This window comes from Flavobacterium hauense, from assembly GCF_054457175.1.
Genome location: NZ_JBTKVX010000017.1, coordinates 43,688 through 61,002, shown reverse-complemented (window position 1 = coordinate 61,002; position 17,315 = coordinate 43,688). Strand labels below are relative to the sequence as shown.

The 17,315-nt window shown below is 37.5% G+C and carries 19 protein-coding genes, 1 other RNA gene and 1 pseudogene; 11 read left to right on the top strand and 10 right to left on the bottom strand.

Features of this window, described 5'->3' with window-relative positions; translation table 11 throughout:
- The first annotated feature begins 148 nt into the window (after nt 1-148).
- From ACX0HA_RS13115 to ACX0HA_RS13100, 4 genes and pseudogenes are all read left to right on the top strand, one after another.
- Nucleotides 149-810, top strand: a pseudogene (locus ACX0HA_RS13115) (IS6 family transposase).
- An 83-nt stretch (nt 811-893) separates the two neighbouring features.
- Nucleotides 894-1,349, top strand: a complete 456-nt coding sequence (locus ACX0HA_RS13110; RefSeq protein ID WP_458845747.1) for a hypothetical protein — start codon at nt 894-896, stop codon at nt 1,347-1,349.
- A 195-nt stretch (nt 1,350-1,544) separates the two neighbouring features.
- Nucleotides 1,545-1,895, top strand: coding sequence for a DDE-type integrase/transposase/recombinase (locus ACX0HA_RS13105; RefSeq protein ID WP_458845746.1), 351 nt, complete (start codon nt 1,545-1,547; stop codon nt 1,893-1,895).
- 8 nt (nt 1,896-1,903) lie between these two features.
- Nucleotides 1,904-2,080, top strand: coding sequence for a hypothetical protein (locus tag ACX0HA_RS13100; protein WP_458845745.1), 177 nt, complete (start codon nt 1,904-1,906; stop codon nt 2,078-2,080).
- Between the two features lie 413 nt (nt 2,081-2,493).
- Here the strand turns inward: ACX0HA_RS13100 and ssrA are convergent.
- Nucleotides 2,494-2,892: a transfer-messenger RNA gene (gene ssrA / locus ACX0HA_RS13095) on the bottom strand.
- A gap of 206 nt (nt 2,893-3,098) precedes the next feature.
- Here ssrA and ACX0HA_RS13090 point away from each other — a divergent pair.
- The 4 genes from ACX0HA_RS13090 (at nt 3,099) to ACX0HA_RS13075 (ending at nt 6,956) form a co-directional block, all read left to right on the top strand.
- A complete protein-coding gene (locus ACX0HA_RS13090; protein ID WP_458845744.1) occupies nt 3,099-4,319 on the top strand; it encodes an NAD(P)-dependent oxidoreductase in 1,221 nt (406 codons plus the stop codon).
- A 67-nt stretch (nt 4,320-4,386) separates the two neighbouring features.
- Nucleotides 4,387-4,590 carry a YqaE/Pmp3 family membrane protein gene (locus ACX0HA_RS13085; RefSeq protein ID WP_458845743.1) on the top strand — a complete coding sequence of 68 codons (204 nt, stop codon included), beginning with the start codon at nt 4,387-4,389 and terminating at the stop codon, nt 4,588-4,590.
- A 396-nt stretch (nt 4,591-4,986) separates the two neighbouring features.
- Nucleotides 4,987-6,423, top strand: coding sequence for an MFS transporter (locus ACX0HA_RS13080; protein WP_458845742.1), 1,437 nt, complete (start codon nt 4,987-4,989; stop codon nt 6,421-6,423).
- A 113-nt stretch (nt 6,424-6,536) separates the two neighbouring features.
- Nucleotides 6,537-6,956 carry a hypothetical protein gene (locus ACX0HA_RS13075; protein ID WP_458845741.1) on the top strand — a complete coding sequence of 140 codons (420 nt, stop codon included), beginning with the start codon at nt 6,537-6,539 and terminating at the stop codon, nt 6,954-6,956.
- An 89-nt stretch (nt 6,957-7,045) separates the two neighbouring features.
- Here ACX0HA_RS13075 and creD read toward each other — a convergent pair whose 3' ends face one another.
- The 5 genes from creD to ACX0HA_RS13050 form a co-directional block, all read right to left on the bottom strand.
- Nucleotides 7,046-8,413, bottom strand: a complete 1,368-nt coding sequence (gene creD / locus ACX0HA_RS13070) for a cell envelope integrity protein CreD (protein WP_458845740.1) — start codon at nt 8,411-8,413, stop codon at nt 7,046-7,048.
- Nucleotides 8,414-8,790: 377 nt separating this feature from the next.
- Nucleotides 8,791-9,216, bottom strand: a complete 426-nt coding sequence (locus ACX0HA_RS13065) for a hypothetical protein (protein WP_458845739.1) — start codon at nt 9,214-9,216, stop codon at nt 8,791-8,793.
- Nucleotides 9,217-9,250: 34 nt separating this feature from the next.
- Complete coding sequence (locus ACX0HA_RS13060) at nt 9,251-9,916, bottom strand: DUF1361 domain-containing protein (protein WP_458845738.1); 666 nt, start codon at nt 9,914-9,916, stop codon at nt 9,251-9,253.
- Between the two features lie 320 nt (nt 9,917-10,236).
- Nucleotides 10,237-11,055, bottom strand: a complete 819-nt coding sequence (gene kdsA, locus ACX0HA_RS13055; RefSeq protein ID WP_458845737.1) for a 3-deoxy-8-phosphooctulonate synthase — start codon at nt 11,053-11,055, stop codon at nt 10,237-10,239.
- A gap of 71 nt (nt 11,056-11,126) precedes the next feature.
- Nucleotides 11,127-11,591, bottom strand: coding sequence for a 2-dehydro-3-deoxyphosphooctonate aldolase (locus ACX0HA_RS13050; protein WP_458845736.1), 465 nt, complete (start codon nt 11,589-11,591; stop codon nt 11,127-11,129).
- A 144-nt stretch (nt 11,592-11,735) separates the two neighbouring features.
- Here ACX0HA_RS13050 and ACX0HA_RS13045 point away from each other — a divergent pair, with 144 nt between their 5' ends.
- The 3 genes from ACX0HA_RS13045 to ACX0HA_RS13035 are packed head-to-tail and all read left to right on the top strand — an operon-like array spanning nt 11,736 to nt 13,064.
- Entirely contained in the window at nt 11,736-12,299 is a 564-nt protein-coding gene (locus ACX0HA_RS13045; RefSeq protein WP_458845735.1) for a YeeE/YedE family protein, read from the top strand.
- 9 nt (nt 12,300-12,308) lie between these two features.
- Nucleotides 12,309-12,722 carry a DUF6691 family protein gene (locus ACX0HA_RS13040; protein WP_458845734.1) on the top strand — a complete coding sequence of 138 codons (414 nt, stop codon included), beginning with the start codon at nt 12,309-12,311 and terminating at the stop codon, nt 12,720-12,722.
- A gap of 9 nt (nt 12,723-12,731) precedes the next feature.
- Nucleotides 12,732-13,064 carry an immunity protein Imm33 domain-containing protein gene (locus tag ACX0HA_RS13035; protein ID WP_458845733.1) on the top strand — a complete coding sequence of 111 codons (333 nt, stop codon included), beginning with the start codon at nt 12,732-12,734 and terminating at the stop codon, nt 13,062-13,064.
- Between the two features lie 53 nt (nt 13,065-13,117).
- Here the strand turns inward: ACX0HA_RS13035 and ACX0HA_RS13030 are convergent, their stop codons facing one another.
- The 4 genes from ACX0HA_RS13030 to ACX0HA_RS13015 are packed head-to-tail and all read right to left on the bottom strand — an operon-like array spanning nt 13,118 to nt 17,284.
- The gene (locus ACX0HA_RS13030; RefSeq protein ID WP_458845732.1) at nt 13,118-13,765 is read right to left on the bottom strand and encodes an alpha/beta hydrolase; all 648 of its coding nucleotides are present in this window, start codon (nt 13,763-13,765) and stop codon (nt 13,118-13,120) included.
- A 3-nt stretch (nt 13,766-13,768) separates the two neighbouring features.
- The gene (locus ACX0HA_RS13025; RefSeq protein WP_458845731.1) at nt 13,769-14,110 is read right to left on the bottom strand and encodes a hypothetical protein; all 342 of its coding nucleotides are present in this window, start codon (nt 14,108-14,110) and stop codon (nt 13,769-13,771) included.
- Nucleotides 14,103-15,356 (bottom strand): dihydroorotase, encoded by a 1,254-nt coding sequence (locus ACX0HA_RS13020; RefSeq protein ID WP_458845730.1) that lies wholly within the window; start codon nt 15,354-15,356, stop codon nt 14,103-14,105. The genes ACX0HA_RS13025 and ACX0HA_RS13020 overlap by 8 nt, the downstream gene beginning before the upstream one ends.
- Nucleotides 15,353-17,284 (bottom strand): BatA domain-containing protein, encoded by a 1,932-nt coding sequence (locus ACX0HA_RS13015; protein WP_458845729.1) that lies wholly within the window; start codon nt 17,282-17,284, stop codon nt 15,353-15,355. The genes ACX0HA_RS13020 and ACX0HA_RS13015 overlap by 4 nt, the downstream gene beginning before the upstream one ends.
- Nucleotides 17,285-17,315 lie beyond the last annotated feature (31 nt).

The window sequence follows — 17,315 nt, the reverse complement described above, 5'->3', positions numbered from 1 at the left end:
AGGGCTGATTTTCGATCAGTTGACTACCTACTTTATGTTTAGCATGCTTTCTATAACTGTAATATTTATTGTTTCATTAAAGAAAGGAAATATGGCTCTGTCGCATTTATAAATACATTTATCTTTAGTCTTTAAAATTCTTCATTTCATGAATACTAAAGGTCATTGCTTTCCTAAATCGATTATTCTTCAAGCAGTATATTTTAAGCTTAGGTTTACATTGAGCTATAGGGATGTCGAAGAGACAATGAAGATGCGCGGCATTCAGGTTGACCATGCTACGATTCAGTGTTGGGTGTATAAGTTTACGCCCATTTATAGAGTTGCAAATGAAAAAGAAAAAACTCGTAGTTGGGAAGAGTTGGAGGATGGATGAAACATATATTAAAGTCAAAGGCGTTTGGTGTTATTTATATAGGGCAGTTGACAAATCAGGTAATACAGTTGATTTTCTGTTGACCAGAAGAAGGCAAAGGATGAGTGCTTAGTCTTTCCTAATCGATTACTAATAATTGTAAACCAATAGTAATTACTATTGACAAAAGTGGTTCCAATACAGGAGCTATTAAGGTTTATAACATACGTTCATTCTCTAAAATTAAGATTAGACAATGTAAATATTTAAATAATATTGTGGAGCAGGATCATCGTTTTATTAAATGGAGAATACAAAATAGTTTAGGCTTTAAAAGTTTTGAATCAGCTAAGAGGACATTGAATGGAATTGAAGTTTTGCATATGTTGAGGAAGAATCAGATGATTAATCCTGGCACAACTATGTTCAAATCGTTCTGTAAACTGGCAGCATAATTTAAAGAGCTTCAATTTCTTGGACTTTAATAAACAGATGCGACAGAACCTACAAAAAAAATGTTACAATAAAATTAATATATATGAATATAGAATATCTAAAATTACTTAAAATCCATAATAAAATAGGTCGTTTTGCTAATGAAGGAATATCTGAAGCTGAAATTGCTCAATTGGAAGGACTATATAATAATGGAAATCCATTTCCAAAAGTTTTAAAAGAACTCTTGTTTCTTGCCGGTAACTATTGCAATGTATTAGATTATAATATTTATGATAGCCAGCAAGAATTGCAGGATGATCAACGCAATGAGCTTGAAGAGGATGGTGTTATAATTTCACGTCCTTATTTCTTTGTAGATCTCTCATCACATGGTTTGCCGGGTTTTATTTTTTTGGATGAAGGAGAGAATCCACAATTGAATCAAATTATAAATGCGCCTAGCCAAAGTAATTATTATCGTAGAACCGGTGGTACGTTACAAAATCTGATAGATAGCAGAATCAAAAATTATTTAGATGGTTTTAATCCTTTTTAAATAAAAGCTAAGAGGTTCTGTCGCATTTATAAATACATTTATCTTTAGTCTTTAAAATTCTTCATTTCATGAATACTAAAGGTCATTGCTTTCCTAAATCGATTATTCTTCAGGCAGTATATTTTAAGCTTAGGTTTACATTGAGCTATAGGGATGTCGAAGAGACAATGAAGATGCGCGGCATTCAGGTTGACCATGCTACGATTCAGTGTCGGGTGTATAAGTTTACGCCCATGTATAGAGTTGCAAATGAAAAAGAGAAAACTCGTAGTTGGGAAGAATTGGAGGATGGATGAAACATATATTAAAGTCAAAGGCGTTTGGTGTTATTTATATAGGGCAGTTGACAAATCAGGTAATACAGTTGATTTTCTGTTGACCAGACGAAGGCAAAGGATGAGTGCCCAGTCTTTCCTAATCAAAGCGATTACTAATAATTGTAAACTTATAATTAATATTGACAGAAGTGGTTCCAATACTGGAGCTATCAAGGTTTATAATATACGTTCGTTCTCTAAAATTAAGATTAGACAATGTAAAAATTAAATAATATTGTGGAGCAGGATCATCGTTTCATTAAATGGAGAATACAAAATAGTTTAAGCTTTAAAAGTTTTGAATCAGCTAAGAGGACATTGAATGGAATTGAATTTTTGCATATGTTGAGGAAGAATCAGATGATTAATCCTGGGACAACTATGTTCAAATCATTTTGTAAACTGGCAGCATAATTTAAAGTGCTTGAATTTCTTGGACTTTAATAAACATATGCGACAGAACCGTATATATACCTGATGCTTGTTTCTTTTTTTGCCGGCTTCATAAAAAAGCTTAGCCCAAAACTTGTCTCTAACATAATTCAATGTTTTTAATTAATAAATATAAGATTATGTCGTTCTTCAGTCAAGTCGTTAACCTGCTTTATGTGTTGTAGTACAGGTGATTAGGTGCGGTTCTGGTGCAAATTCGGTGCACTTTTTCGGTGAGGCAAAATTGCACCGGAAACTTTGGGCACTTTTGAAAATTTTGCTTGTTGCAGGGAAAATAAAAAAGCCTGCAAATATCAAAATTTGCAGGCTTTAAAGGCTTTTCGAGACGTTTTGTGCGTTTTTGGCAACTTTGAAAAGTGTGCCTTAAACCGTCTTCGTGGAATCGCCGGGAATCGAACCCGGGTCCAAACAGGGAAGCAAAGAGCTTTCTACACGTTTATTTTCCGCTTAGTTTTTCGATGTTACGCAAGGCCGGAAACTGCCACATAACACTTATCTTCAGTTTTCTCGAAGCCTCCGCGAAGCGAAGAGACTTCCAGGTTTATTTTTACGGTTCCCCTATACAAAACGCCACAAACCAAGGCTTTTTAGGAGAATCTCGCTTTCCTGCCTTGCAGGAACGAGGCTAATCTTACTTTAATTTAGATTATGCAGCTAGAGCGTAGTTATTTTCGCCGTTTAAAAGTTCGAAGTCGATGAATTAACGAGAACCAACTCCTGTTCTCGACGTGCTTACTGTTCATTTCGGCCTGCTGTCAAAACCAGTCGACCCCATGTCTGTAATAATAGTTCTACGATACAAATATAGTACCAAACTATAGTGCAAATATAATGATATTTTTCTCTAATATTTATTGGTGAAGGGATGAAATACTGTTATATTTGAAAACATTTTTAATGTTACTGTTATATTATTAAAAAGGTAACGTTTGAGATGGTTTAAACTAACAAAGTGGCTTAGAAAAAAAACTGATTGCAAATGAAATTTGGTATTATAACGGAAAGGAAATCGCCACCTGATAAAAGAGTTGTTTTTTCACCTGAAAAACTGGAGGCGCTGAGGGAAAAATACCCATCTGCTGAGATTAAAATTGAATCATCAGCGATTCGCATTTTTAATGATTCGGAGTATACTTCTAAAGGTTTTGAAGTAAGTGATGACATGTCTGATTGTGATGTTTTAATAGGAGTAAAAGAAGTTCCTGTTGATTTTTTGATACCTCACAAAAAATATATATTCTTTTCTCATACTATAAAGAAACAGCCGCATAACAAAAAAATGCTGCAGGCTATTATAGATCAGGAGATCGACCTTTATGATCACGAAACATTTGTTGATGCTAACGGTAAACGTTTGATTGGCTTTGGCAAATATGCTGGCAATGTAGGTGTATACAATGGCTTCAGGGCTTTTGGACTTAAATATGAGATTTTTAACCTGCCTAAAGCTGAAACATTACCGGATAAAGCTACACTTATAGCACGATTAAAAAAACAGATATTGCCTTCAATCAAAATTGTACTTACCGGACATGGTAAAGTAGGTATGGGAGCAAAGGAAATGCTTGATGGAATGAAAATCAAAGAAGTATCTGTAGAAGATTATTTCTCTAAAAATTATAGTGAGCCTGTATATGTTCATATAGATGTTGAGCATTACAATAAAAGAAAAGACGGAGCGGCATTTGATAAAGATGATTTCTACAAAGATCCGTCAGGTTATATATCAGATTTTGCACGTTTTGCAAATACGTCTGATATGTTTATTGCGGGGCATTTTTATGGAGCCGGTGCACCTGTAATTTTATCGGCAGAGATGATGAAGTCTGCAGATAACCGTATAAAGGTTGTTGCTGATATTTCATGTGATATTGCTGGGCCTATTGCCTGTACATTGAGATCTTCGACAATTGCTGAACCATTTTATGGTTATCATCCCTCTGAAGAGAAGGAGGTGGATGTTTACCATCCTTCTGCTATAGTTGTAATGGCTGTAGACAATCTTCCGTGTGAATTGCCTAAAGATGCCAGCGAAGGTTTTGGAGAAATGTTTCTTGAGCACATTATTCCTGCTTTTTTCAATAATGATAAAGATGGAGTGCTTAAACGTTCTCAACTTACAGAAGGAGGAAAACTTACCGAAAAATTCAGTTATCTGAAAGATTATATAAATGAAAAAGAAAATGTGCCCCATATATAGGGGCATTTTTTTATTCCTTACTTTTAAGTCAAATTACATAAATTAGCATAAATAATTTTGATAATTTATGAGATACGTAATTGCATTCTTTTTCCCATTTCTTTCTTTAATGCTTCAGGGTAAAATAGGTTCCGGACTTCTTTGCCTGATATTACAAGTAACTATAATAGGATGGATACCGGCATTTATATGGGCCGTGACTTCACTTAACAGAATGTATGCTGACCGTAGAAACAGGGAATTGATTGCCTCTCTTCAAAAAAGCAGATAATACCGATAGCCTTTTTTATTATATCCTTACCTCAATCGATATAATTCCTTAAAATTATAAGTCTAATACCGAAAATAAGGCTGTTTTTTAGCAGATTGATTTATTATAAAACGATTGGTATTATCTATATTTAAGAAATTTTTATGCAGTAATTTTTTTAATATAACATTACCTGTATTTACCTAAATTAAATATAAGTAAAGTATGTTGCCTATTTGCACCTTTGCCTTAAAAAATTATAAGGTTCGACTATGGTATGGCAAAAATGAGTGTTATTTTAGCGGGCTGTATTGAGCCGATACCAATTGTAAGTTTATCTATTGATAAGTGAAAACAATGAATTAAAAACGTAAACATCTATAACCCAAATATTCCATTAACATTTAAACATCACTTATGAGTTCTGAAAATTCACAAACCAAATGGGGCCAGTTTATTCCGCTGGTAACCGTTTTCTTTTTTTGGGGTTTCGTTGCGGCCAGTAACGATATCCTGATTCCTGTTTTTAAGAAAGCTTTTGATCTTGGGCAAACGGAAAGTATGCTTGTAGCAATTGCTTTTTATGTAGCATATACTGTTGGCTCTCTAATTTATTTAGGTATCTCATACCTTACAAAAAAAGATATTGTAGAGCGTCTTGGCTATAAAAATTCTCTTGCTTTAGGTCTTATTATTTCTGCTTTGGGAACTTTATTATTTTATCCGGCCGCTAATTCGGGCTCGTTTCCATTAATGCTTTCAGGACTGTTCATTGTTGCGTTGGGCTTCTCATTGCAGCAAACTGTTGCCAACCCGCTTGCTATTGCACTTGGGCCAATCACAACGGGTTCGCAGCGCCTTACACTGGCAGGAGGTATCAATAACCTGGGAACTACAATTGGGCCGCTTATTGTGAGCTTTGCGATCTTCGGATCTGTTGCTGATGCGAATCCTAATGTAAGTGTAGAAAGCGTTAAAATACCTTATCTATGCCTTGGTGCAGCCTTTGTGTTGGTTGCCATTCTTTTAAAATTTTCGTCGCTTCCAAACCACCCCCCTTTAGAAGAAGGCGTGACTGAAGAAGTTGAAAGCGAAAAAAAATCGGTACTTAAATATCCTCAGCTTTTAATGGGTATGCTGGCTATCTTTCTTTATGTAGGTGTAGAAGTATCTACAGCAGCTAATTTACCGGCCTATCTTGAAAAAGATCTTGGTTTTTTAACAAGCAGTGTTGCTCCATATATCTCTCTTTATTGGGCGAGTTTAATGATTGGCCGTTGGGGAGGTGCTGTAGAAGCATTTACCGATAATGTGTCAATGCAAAAAATATTTAAGTTTGTAGCTCCATATCTGGCTTTTGCAGTTTTCTTAGGAGTTAATGCATTTATGGGACATGATCTTGCACCGTTTTATGTATACGGGCTAATTATTTTAGTGCTTATTTTTGCCGACCTTGCCAGTAAAGGTAATCCGGCAACCATGCTGTTGCTGTTTTCTGCTCTTGGTATTATTGCACTGCTTACAGGTATGGCTACTACCGGTATGGTATCAGTATATGCGTTTACAAGTGTTGGATTGTTTTGTAGTACGTTATGGCCGTGTATCTTTACACTTGCTGTAAGTGGACTTGGTAAGAAAACAACTCAGGGAAGTAACTTCCTTATCATGATGATTTGTGGTGGTGGTATTGTTAGCCTTATACAAGGTGCTGTTGCTGACGCGACAAACATAAAAATCAGTTATGTTGTTGGCGTAGTGTGTTTTGCCTACCTTGCTTTCTATGCTTGGAAAGTTAAAGGCATTCTTAGAGGTCAGGGAATTGATTTTGATAAAAAGATTTCGGGAGGACATTAATAAACTGTTTCTCTGAATATTATATAACGGCTGCATTTTTGCAGCCGTTTTTTTTATAATTAGCTAACATTCATTTATACGAAAAGCCTTATCTTTGAGTTAAATACTATATTATGAAAATTAAAATTTTGTCGATAGCTCTTTTGTGTTCAACTGTTTTAGTAACATCATGTAATAAAAAAGCAGAAGAAACTACTGAGCCTGCAGTTGAAGAGGTAGTAGATACTACCGCGGCAGCCCAACCAATTGCTGACACAACAACTACTCCGGTTGCTCTTCCGGGTGCTGAGCATAAAAATGATGATGTGATCGAGGTGACAGGAAAAGTTACTGAAATCAATCAGGGTAAAGATGGATATACCGCTAAAATCGCTACTGCTGATGGTAAAGCTTATTCTGCTACCATAAGCATTCCTAACCTTGACAATCCCAAACAATACAGGGCTGTTAAAGTGGGAGACAACATTACTGTAAAAGGTATTGTTACTAATCTTGAGTCAGATGTACTCATTCGTGTAAAAGAACTTAAATAGTTATAATTGTTATATATAAAGTGTGAAACCCTGACTGATTCAGTCAGGGTTTCTTTTTTGAATGGATTAGGCTAGTTGGTCATTGGTTGTTATTTCCATTCAATTTTTCGTGAGAAATACATCACTGCTCCGAGTATAGTAAACAAACCGATGCTGCCCACTAATAATGCATAATTCTCTAACTGTATTATTACATATATAAAACTGTATAATGCGCTTAGTGATAGGGCTATGAAAGCTGGGAACTTCATATTCTTCAAAATCGATATCGAATACAAAGCTATCATTGCCACAACAGAGATTCCTGCGATGATATAGGCCATCCTGAAAGAACTGTGTTCAGTTATTGAGATAAGCAATGTATAAAACATTATGAGTGCCAGCCCAATCATGGAGTACTGGAATATATGGATGCTTATTTTGCTAACCGATTGTATCAGGAAGAAAACAAGAAATGTAAGCCCTATAACAAGAAAGCCATATTTTGCCGCACGTTCGTTTTGTTGATACTGGTTAACAGGGATAAGGAATTTTACATCAAAAGTATTGGCCTGCAGGTCAGGTATCTTGCCAAAATGCCTTTGACCGAAGCTCCTGTTTAGGTGTGATACTTTCCAGTTTGCAGAAAATCCGTCTTTGGTTATGTTGCTGCTTTCGGGCAGAAAATTGCCATCAAAGCTTGGTGAAGGCCAGTTGGATGTCATTTTTGCATGGGTCATTTTTCCAACAGGCACAATGCTGATTTTTTCACTTCCCTTATAATTGATTTGCATATCAAAGGCAGCAGGCCCGGAACTGAAGGCATTCGAAAGGTTTACCGGCTGTGTTTCAAGCGATGCCAGGGTATCACTTTCCTTATCGCTGGCAACAGGTTCAAATGAATACTTCTTTCCGCTAATACTTACAGTAACACTTCCGGTGATACTTTTTATATTATTGGTTCTTATGAGTATGCTGGCTCTATCCCAGTGGATATTTTCAGGTGATGCATTGCCTCCAAAAGCAGGATAGGTGTAATTACCTTTAAAATTCAAGGCGGAATTGTACACTACAGATTCGTAATTGCTCCTGTTCTTTTCGAGTGTATTTACATCCAGGGCAGCATTGAGTTCGTTTGGCAGAAAATATGCATAAGAATCATTTCTGGTGCGTTGAATGGTAACCTGTTTGGTTTTTTGGTCAACCAGCTTACTTTCATAATACGTACTGTAAGGGACTTTTAATATTGGCCCGCATAAATATACCTGGCCACCCCATTTGCTGTTGATCTCGCTTACGACTTCCTTTTGTCGTTCTGATCTTTCAAAAATCAGGCTTTTTACATATTGCAGCGGAATGAGCAGTGCAAGCGTCAGTAATCCAACCATGAGTATTTTGGCTGTGCTTGATTGAAAAAAGCTTGGGTTTTCGCTTGGTTTGTGAATAGGGGACGAATGATAATCCTGATTTGTTTCCATAATTGTATTTGGTTTTGTGATTAATGTTTAAGATTATTCGAACAGATTTATTCCTGATATGATTATAAAAAAGTAAAGTATAGCGACAGGGATGTTTAGCAGAAGAAGTAAAGTATTTACTCTTATTATATTGCTGTGTGATGTAAATGCAAATGATAAAATCATCAGTAAAACAAATGCAACAACATTTATGATAAATGCAATAAGTATATAGAAGGATCCAATTATTAAAATTGCATCATAATCATGAAATGCTAATCCTAACACAAGTAATAATGTGCCAATTCCGAATGTAATATTGAATAACCAGATGGGAATTCGTGAAACAAGTTCACCATATTCATCTCTTGCGATCTGTAGTAAATTCATCATGTACATTATTTAATTAAAAAAGCATCTTTAATCCTTTCTATTGGTAGGTGCAGGAAACCGAAATGGTTCAGGTCGTAAAAGCGCAGGGCATTTCTTCCGTCCCTGTATCGTTTATAGAAATAGCGTATTTGCAATGGATACAGCATACTTCCGGTCGTCATTACGAATAGGTTTTTTAAAGCAAGGTCTCCGTTTCCGAAAAGATAAAAATGCATTGCAATCTCTTCTTTGTCTGATACTTCTTTATTGATTAACACTCTGTGTATATCCGTCATTTCCGGTTGTGGATCGGCATCGTGGCTGTAATTGAAAAGGAATGAACCAACATGAAATCCCAGTGTGTTTTTTGGATAGCTTATCAACTCGTCCATAGTTACCGGTGATTTTTTACTGTCTAATAATCTACTGATGATGTCTTTTATATTTTTCATTATGCTTGATTTTACTTTGAATTGCAAAGTGTAACTATAAATTTTTTTTACGTTTCGGAGTGTGATAAAGGTTGAATAGAAGAAACAATAGCGTACCAAAGCCAAGTGTGATACCCCAGGCCGGCTTGCAGGTTTCGGCATTTGTCATGCTGCAAAATATATCTACGGTAAGTGTGTAAGGTTTTTGTAATATGTCCCAGCTGTTGTAGCGCAGAAAGCGGCCCACATACATACCAAATCCGCACATGATAGAGAATATGCCCATTGTAATCCATGCTGTGCGTAGCCCGGAACGCTTCGATATCATAATGAAAATGTCTTTCATTGATGCAAGGCCAAATAGCATTCCGCATGTTGAGAAAGAGGTGATGAGCAGTACTTCAAACCACACAGGGATGTTTGTTTCTTTTTTAAGATGTATAAAATCTGTGATGATATAAGGCGCATTGGGAAGTAATAACAGCCATAACATCATTGCAGGATAAAACCAATACCATTTCTTCATCATATTATTTTGTTGTCTCATAACTGATGTGATGCCGAGTGGGGTATAAGCAAGGAATAGGTTCCATATAAGGAAAAAGAAGAATATGGATTGGGTGATTTTAGCTCTTACAAGTAATAAGGCTATGCAGAAAGCTGCCAGGGCAAATAATAAATAATGTCTGCTGAATGTTTTGGTTAGAATGGTTGTCTTCATTTTTTATATTTTATAGAGTACTTTGAAATGCAAAGTTTTTTAATAAAAAAATAGCACTGTTTTTATTCAGTCACATTTTGCTGACTGATTTACTATTGAACGTGGTTATGATTTAAGTATTGTAAAGAACTTTGAAAAACAAAGTAAATAATAAAATTTTGTTTGACAAAGAAAAAAGAGAAGATTTTTTTAGAATAAAAAAAGGACAGTCTGAGCTGTCCTTTAGTATTTATATGAGATTCATCACTTCATTGCATTGCATTCAGACTGACAGAACGCATTCAAATAAACAAATAACCGAATCCACAAATCAACTTCTTTTAGAATTGGTTTATCGTTTTACGGATAGCAACCAGTTTTTGCATCAGTCCTTCAAAGTAGTCAAGGTGAAGCATATTGGCACCGTCACTTTTTGCGTTAGCCGGGTCAAAGTGCGTTTCGATAAAGATACCGTCTACACCTACAGCGATACCTGCTTTGGCGATAGTCTCAATCATATCAGGACGACCACCGGTAACACCTACCATCTGGTTAGGCTGCTGTAGTGAGTGGGTAACGTCAAGTACAGTTGTAGCATATTGCTGCATCGTAGGGATACCTCTGTAATCAACGATCATGTCCTGGTAGCCAAACATAGTACCACGGTCGGTAACCATTACGTTTTCGTTATTAGAATCCAATACTTTCTGAACCGCATGTTTCATAGCTTCCGGGCTCATGAACTGACCTTTTTTAAGGTTTACAGTTCTTCCTGTTTCGGCAGCTGCTACTACAAGGTCGGTCTGACGTACAAGAAAAGCAGGAATCTGAAGTATGTCTACATATTGTGCAGCCATAACAGCATCCTGTTCAGTATGGATATCGGTAACTGTTGGCACACCAAAAGTCTCAGACACTTTACGTAGTATCTTAAGTGCTTTTTCGTCACCAATACCTGTAAAGCTGTCTACGCGTGAGCGGTTTGCTTTTTTGAAAGAGCCTTTAAAAACATAAGGAATCTCCAGCCTGCTGGTTACTTCAACGGTTTTTTCGGCTATGCGAAGCGCCATCTCTTCACCTTCAATGGCACATGGGCCTGCAAGAAGGAAAAAGTTACCGCTGTCAGTATTTTTAATTTGAGCTATATTCTGTAAGTTCATTGTTGTGTAATAATTTGGTGCAAAGATAAAGATAAAAAGCCTTTGCTGTATACAAAGGCTATCGAGTGTATCTATTGTGCTATCGTACGTATCGTGAATCCGTTGGGAGCGATTACTTTCCCTTTTTCATACATGTTGATATAGATGCGTTTTGGAGTAGAAAGCCCATCCCACGTAACTTCATAAATATCCAGTATGCCTGCGCCTGCATCAAATTTTTTGGTAGGGAAGGGGCAGCAGCTGTCTACTTTGGTATATGATATTTTTTGTCCGTCGGGGCCTGCCAATGCACCAAAATAGCGCTTGACATTAATCTCTCCTGTAGCCAATGGTAAGAAACCTAGATTAACAGGATAATTTTCATCAAAGCCATATTTTTTATCCTTGCTTATTTCGGTTATAACAAAGGTCTTTTCTTTACTCAATGCCGGCATTAACGCATTATCGTCTATATTCTGTATGGTGTTTTTTGTACTGACACACGATGAAGTCGCTAGTGCCAAAGCCAAAAGGCCGGTAAACAGGTGTTTTTTCATGATTGATTAATTGTATCCCAAAAGTAATAAATTTTGTTGGAGGTCAAAAGTCCGATGTTTCAAATCTCAGTACTCATATCTAAAATCTCAATTCTACTTCGCGGTTACAACTGAATTGTTACTTTTGTAGAAAATTATAAGATCATGGAGAGTTTATACGGTACCTGGCCGTGGTATGTGTCGGGATTCCTTATCGGGTCGGTAATGCTGGCCCTGCTTTATTTCGGAAAGACATTCGGAATGTCGTCTAACCTGCGTACAATGTGTACCATGCTTGGTGCAGGCAAAACATCTGAGTTTTTCAGGTTTGACTGGAAAACACAGCGCTGGAACCTTGTGGTAGTGCTTGGTGCTATGATCGGCGGGTTTATTGCTGTAAACTTTATGAGTGATCCTTCACAAATGGTACAGATCAATCCTAAAACGGTTACCGAACTTCAGGCAATGAATATCGATGCACCAAACGGAAAACTGCTTCCTGATGCCCTGACAAGTTCAGAAGCGTTGCAATCGCCTAAAATTTGGGGTATATTGTTGTTTGGCGGACTTCTGGTAGGTTTCGGAACGCGTTATGCAGGTGGCTGTACTTCAGGTCATGCCATTACAGGTTTAAGTAACCTGCAACTGCCATCGCTTATCGCAGTTATCGGATTTTTCATTGGCGGTCTTGTTATGTCGTGGCTGTTGTTACCATTATTCTTTAATTAAGATCATCTCATGAAATTTATAAAATTCTTACTTGTAGGTATACTATTCGGTATAGTACTAACCAAATCTGAAGCGGTATCGTGGTACCGTATATACGAGATGTTTCATTTCCAGTCTTTCCACATGTTTGGAATCATTATGACAGCCGTTGTGGTAGGTGTTATTGGCGTACAGATCATCAAGCGCAATAATGTAAAAGACATCACGGGAGCCCCTATCGTTATCCCGGACAAAGAAAAAGGCTTTACCAATTATCTTGTTGGTGGTATATTGTTTGGTTTAGGCTGGGGACTGATAGGTACCTGTCCGGGCCCAATGTATATTCTTATCGGTGCCGGTTTTTACGGAATAGGCGTAGTGCTTTTAGGGGCACTGGTAGGAACTTACTTTTACGGAGTATTGAAAAACAAACTTCCTCATTAGTAAAAGAATATGGGATCTAATGATATTTGTGATAAATACAATTGTGAATATTTGCCTTTAGAAGAAAATTCAATAATTGGTATTTCGAGATCTGTTAAAGAAGGCCTTATGCCGATACATGGATTAAGGCACCCAATTGAAAGAAATACAAGTGGTTGGCATATTTGGTCAGGAGATTATTCTGAAAATCCTAACTTTTTTGAACCGATGCATGCATATCATTTAAAAGAAATCTGTCCTTATATAATCAAATACCTTGGATTACCTCCTGGTTATCGTTTTTTGATTACAGATGATGGTTATGAAGATGTTTGGGAAGATAAATCTTTATTGGACATATAATATAAAAAGGGATAAGTCATAAACTTATCCCTTTTTCTTTATATTGAAAACTGTTACTTATTCAGCCAGCTAACTAAGTCATAGAAGTTTTGAGGTGCAACACCATGTCCGGCATTGTACTCGTGGTATTCTACATCAAGTCCTAAGTTCTTAAGGAACTCCGGTGCTTTTCGTGCCCAGTCTACCGGGATAACCTGATCTACAACTCCGTGTGATATGAAGAATCGCACTTTAGAAACGTCTTCGGCATGCAAGCTTTTCCCAACGATATCCATGTTCAGGTAACCGCTCATAGCTAATACACGCTTAATTTTCTCAGGGTAGGTCAGTCCCACAGCATAACTTAATATCGCTCCCTGGCTAAAGCCAACAAGTGTTACATTGTCTGCATCAATAGGGTAGGTCGCTACAAGTTCATCAATAAACTTTACGATAAGGTCACGCGATTCGATAGCCTGTTTGTCATCAGAGAACTTGTTCATGTCGCTGTCAAACGTAATAGCATACCACGCATGGCCACTGTACTGAGGCAGGTTGTATGGTGCCCTTGCCGATACAATAAAGTATTCTTCTGGTAATTGTTCAGCGAATGAGAAAAGATCTTCCTCGTTACTGCCATAGCCGTGAAGCAGCAGTAACAATGGATTCTTGTCCTTTTTTATTTTTGGTTCTCTTACGAGATGGTATAACGATAGATCCATTGATTATAATCCTTTAAATAGTTTTTGGAAAAAAGGCCCAAGCAGGGGAATAAGATTCATTTGTCCCTGTATTGCACCTATAAAGCCGTAAGTCCAAAGAACTATAAAAAACAGGTAGAAAGGCCCTGTTACTAACCAGCTGTCAAAGTTAGAGATGGTCGATCCCAGTAACATAGATAATAAGGTTAGGCCTAATGACTGCCTTATATGGAAAGATGCGAATGCACTTTTCTTTTCAGCATCACTGTTCATTACCATGGCAATGATACAGCCAATGATGTGCAGATATGCAATGATGGCATTTGTTTTGCCTCTCTCTAAATCGGTATTCATGTTGTTAGTCATTCAAAATTAGTTTTCCCTGATTGTATATTCCGTATGCTTTTCCTTTCATGGTCTGTCCAAGGAAAGCCGAGTTTTTTGATTTCGATTTGATATCAGCTTTACTAAAAGTCCAGTTTGTATCCGGATTAAATAGCGTGAACGAAGCCGCAGCACCTTCAGTTATGTCCTGATTAGCGAAGCCAAAGATGGGTTTGCCTGCTGTAAATTTTTCCACGATCACTTCAAGCGGAAGTATGGTCTGAAGTGCACCAAAAGCACTTTCAAGTCCAGTGGTACCGTCTTTAGCCATGTCAAACTCCAGTTTTTTATTCTCAATATCAAGAGGGTTGTGATCCGATGTTATGATGTCGATTGTACCGTCAAGTACTGCCTCAATAAGTGCCTTTCTTTCTGAATCCGGACGTAGCGGAGGCATAACCTTATAACGGGTATCAAAGTCGATAAGTACCCCATCGGTAAGTATCAGGTTATGTATCGCAACACTGCAGGTAACATTAAGTCCTTTGGCTTTAGCCTCACGAATCAGCTGAACTGATTTTGCAGTAGAAATCGTTGGGATATGCATTTTGCCACCTGTATATTCTAATAGGTACAGGTTACGTACTATTTGAAGTTCTTCAGCAAGGGTAGGGATGCCTTTAAGTCCTAAGCGTGTACTCATCACGCCTTCGTGAACCACACCTTTACCTTTAATGTTATTATCCTGGGCAAAAGCTATCACCAGTCCATCAAAGTCCTGAACGTATTGCAGGGCGATCTTCAGGATGGCAGCATCGCTAATTGATTTATTGTAATCGCCAAAAGCAACTGCTCCTGCATTTTTCATGTCAAAAAGTTCAGCGATGTCCCTGCCTTCGCTATTCTTGGTCAGTGCCCCGATAGGGTGCAGTTTGGTAGCAGCATGTGCCGATTTGGTCAGCAGGAAGCTTATATCAGCCTGTCTTTCGGCAATTGGGCTGCCGGTAGGCTGTAAAGCAATATCGGTAAAACCGCTCAAGGCTGCCACGTTAAGTCCGTTAGCTAATGTTTCCCTGTCTTCATAACCGGGTTCACCAAGACTTACCGAGCTGTCAAACCAACCTTTAGAGATATGCAGGTTATCCAGTTCTACAGTCTCAAAGCCATCAGCAGTAATGTTATTGGCTATTTTTTTTATAATGCCGTTTTCAACCTGTATATCAACAGCCTGTTTGTGAAAAGGACTGTTTTTATCTATAATAACGGCGTTTTTGAATATCAGGTTCATTTTACAAATTTTTGGATAAAAAGTTCAGTTAACAGGAACAACAATGTACCAATGATAAACCATTTCCACAGTTCACTGGCAGTTCGTTCCGATTTAATATCATTGTATACCGTAGCCACAGAATCAGCTTCGGTATAATCATCAGCAAGCGCTTTATTCTGCAGGGCGAGATCACTTTCTGTCCTTGCATGGTTAAAGCTTATATTCTTTAAATTCTGGTTGTTTTTATACACGGCAAAGTTACCCGCTTCTTCCGGATAATCACCAAAAGATAGTTTCACTTTGTTATTCAGCAATTGTTGCATCGGGATAAAATCAGATGTCTCGTTCTTAACGGTCAGTACTTCATCTTTAGATAGCAATACGTCAAGCAGCAGGCTCTGGTTCTCACCAATAGTAATAGCGCTTATGCCTGTTTTGCCACTATTCTGAGCCATATTGTAGAAGGTAGGCACGATAAGTGGTGAATTCTGGAAGTTACTGTTAGTCTTGTTTATGGCTGCGGTGAATACATATACGTTACCCAGTTTATTGCTTATAGAAGCCAGGAAAGGTGTCTGGTCGTCATAGCTTAGTATTGGTAGCACACTTCCGCCAAGGGTAAAGCCTGTTGAGGCTCTTGGATACTGGAAGTTGTCCGTTTTCTTTTCAAAAACCGTAGCATACAGTGGGTGGCTAAATGCGATTTTAGTGATTTGCCTTTCGTTGCTGTTAGCGCTTTTAAACTGGCTTCCGCCAAAGGCTGCCATGAGGCTGTTCAGGTTTTGAGTTGTACCATCCTGTGCAGGTATGATAACAATATTGCCACCTTTTGCATAAAAGTCTTTCAGGGTGGTGATAAGTGCCTGCGGAATATCTTTTACCTCATTCAGGATAATAGCATCCTGTTTGCCAAGACTATTGTAATCAAGTGAGCGTAGTTCTGATGAGGTAAAATTGAAATCATCATCTGTATATATCCTTGAAAGGAAATTGTTTTTGGCAGTATCGCCAATGGCAATTACATTTGATTTTTGTGGTTTTGATATGCTAAAGTAGTAGTTGTTATCGTAGGCTAAGCTATTATCATTGATGGCAACATAACCATGAAAATCTTTTTTAGGAATGGTAAACGTACTTGATCTCTTATTATTTCCATCAAACTTTACAAGCGTTTTTGCAGTCAGGCTCTTACCATTATAAAGTGAAATAGGTACGTCATTTTCAATTTCTCCAAAAGCCTCCATATCAACTTTTATCTCATAAAAATTGTCCATAACCTGAGATATGTATATGCTGTCTATAGAAACGTTGACTTTATTTTCAGCCTCAGGGACTATAAAGTAAACAGAAGCATCACTTTTGAATTTTGATATGTCTTTACTGTCCATGTTCACGGCATCGGTAATAACCACGATATCTTTACCTGAATGCGGGTTTTTAGCTTCAGCTTTTGTCAGCAAGAAATCAGGACGGAAAGGCACATCGCTGTACTTTAGGTTCTGAAGGTCTTTCTGTATCGACTTTACATCAGTATCCCACCAGGCATTGGTGTTGGTTACCAGTGAAAATTGCTGGTCTTCGGGAGTGTTCTCAAGAATGTCCTGAACGGCACGTTTCAATAATTCGCCTTTACTGCCCTTGGCCTGCATCGAGAACGAGTTGTCAAGTAGTAATACCATTTCATTGCCTTTTCTCTCATCGTCTTTAGCCTTGAAGTAAGGCTGTGCAAAAGCCACGATAAGACAGGCAAGCAATAATAAACGCGTGGCAAGCAACAGCCATTTTTTAATGACAGAGCTTTTGCGGGTTTGCATGCTTAGTTCCTTCAGCAAGCGTACATTGGTAAAATATTCTTTTTGAAAACGGCGCAATTGAAACAAATGGACCAATATGGGAATTGCAAGCAGGAAAAGAAAGTATAGAATTTCCGGGTGTTTGAACTGCATTCGTTTGAAAGTTTGTCAAAAATAATAATTT

Excerpts from the sequence above, each read along its gene's own strand:
- ACX0HA_RS13110 (WP_458845747.1), top strand. The coding sequence starts at position 894 with ATGAATATAGAATATCTAAAATTACTTAAAATCCATAATAAAATAGGT.
- ACX0HA_RS13105 (WP_458845746.1), top strand. The coding sequence starts at position 1,545 with ATGCTACGATTCAGTGTCGGGTGTATAAGTTTACGCCCATGTATAGAG.
- ACX0HA_RS13090 (WP_458845744.1), top strand. The coding sequence starts at position 3,099 with ATGAAATTTGGTATTATAACGGAAAGGAAATCGCCACCTGATAAAAGA.
- ACX0HA_RS13085 (WP_458845743.1), top strand. The coding sequence starts at position 4,387 with ATGAGATACGTAATTGCATTCTTTTTCCCATTTCTTTCTTTAATGCTT.
- ACX0HA_RS13080 (WP_458845742.1), top strand. The coding sequence starts at position 4,987 with ATGAGTTCTGAAAATTCACAAACCAAATGGGGCCAGTTTATTCCGCTG.
- ACX0HA_RS13075 (WP_458845741.1), top strand. The coding sequence starts at position 6,537 with ATGAAAATTAAAATTTTGTCGATAGCTCTTTTGTGTTCAACTGTTTTA.
- creD (WP_458845740.1), bottom strand. The coding sequence starts at position 8,413 with ATGGAAACAAATCAGGATTATCATTCGTCCCCTATTCACAAACCAAGC.
- ACX0HA_RS13065 (WP_458845739.1), bottom strand. The coding sequence starts at position 9,216 with ATGAAAAATATAAAAGACATCATCAGTAGATTATTAGACAGTAAAAAA.
- ACX0HA_RS13060 (WP_458845738.1), bottom strand. The coding sequence starts at position 9,916 with ATGAAGACAACCATTCTAACCAAAACATTCAGCAGACATTATTTATTA.
- kdsA (WP_458845737.1), bottom strand. The coding sequence starts at position 11,055 with ATGAACTTACAGAATATAGCTCAAATTAAAAATACTGACAGCGGTAAC.
- ACX0HA_RS13050 (WP_458845736.1), bottom strand. The coding sequence starts at position 11,591 with ATGAAAAAACACCTGTTTACCGGCCTTTTGGCTTTGGCACTAGCGACT.
- ACX0HA_RS13045 (WP_458845735.1), top strand. The coding sequence starts at position 11,736 with ATGGAGAGTTTATACGGTACCTGGCCGTGGTATGTGTCGGGATTCCTT.
- ACX0HA_RS13040 (WP_458845734.1), top strand. The coding sequence starts at position 12,309 with ATGAAATTTATAAAATTCTTACTTGTAGGTATACTATTCGGTATAGTA.
- ACX0HA_RS13035 (WP_458845733.1), top strand. The coding sequence starts at position 12,732 with ATGGGATCTAATGATATTTGTGATAAATACAATTGTGAATATTTGCCT.
- ACX0HA_RS13030 (WP_458845732.1), bottom strand. The coding sequence starts at position 13,765 with ATGGATCTATCGTTATACCATCTCGTAAGAGAACCAAAAATAAAAAAG.
- ACX0HA_RS13025 (WP_458845731.1), bottom strand. The coding sequence starts at position 14,110 with ATGACTAACAACATGAATACCGATTTAGAGAGAGGCAAAACAAATGCC.
- ACX0HA_RS13020 (WP_458845730.1), bottom strand. The coding sequence starts at position 15,356 with ATGAACCTGATATTCAAAAACGCCGTTATTATAGATAAAAACAGTCCT.
- ACX0HA_RS13015 (WP_458845729.1), bottom strand. The coding sequence starts at position 17,284 with ATGCAGTTCAAACACCCGGAAATTCTATACTTTCTTTTCCTGCTTGCA.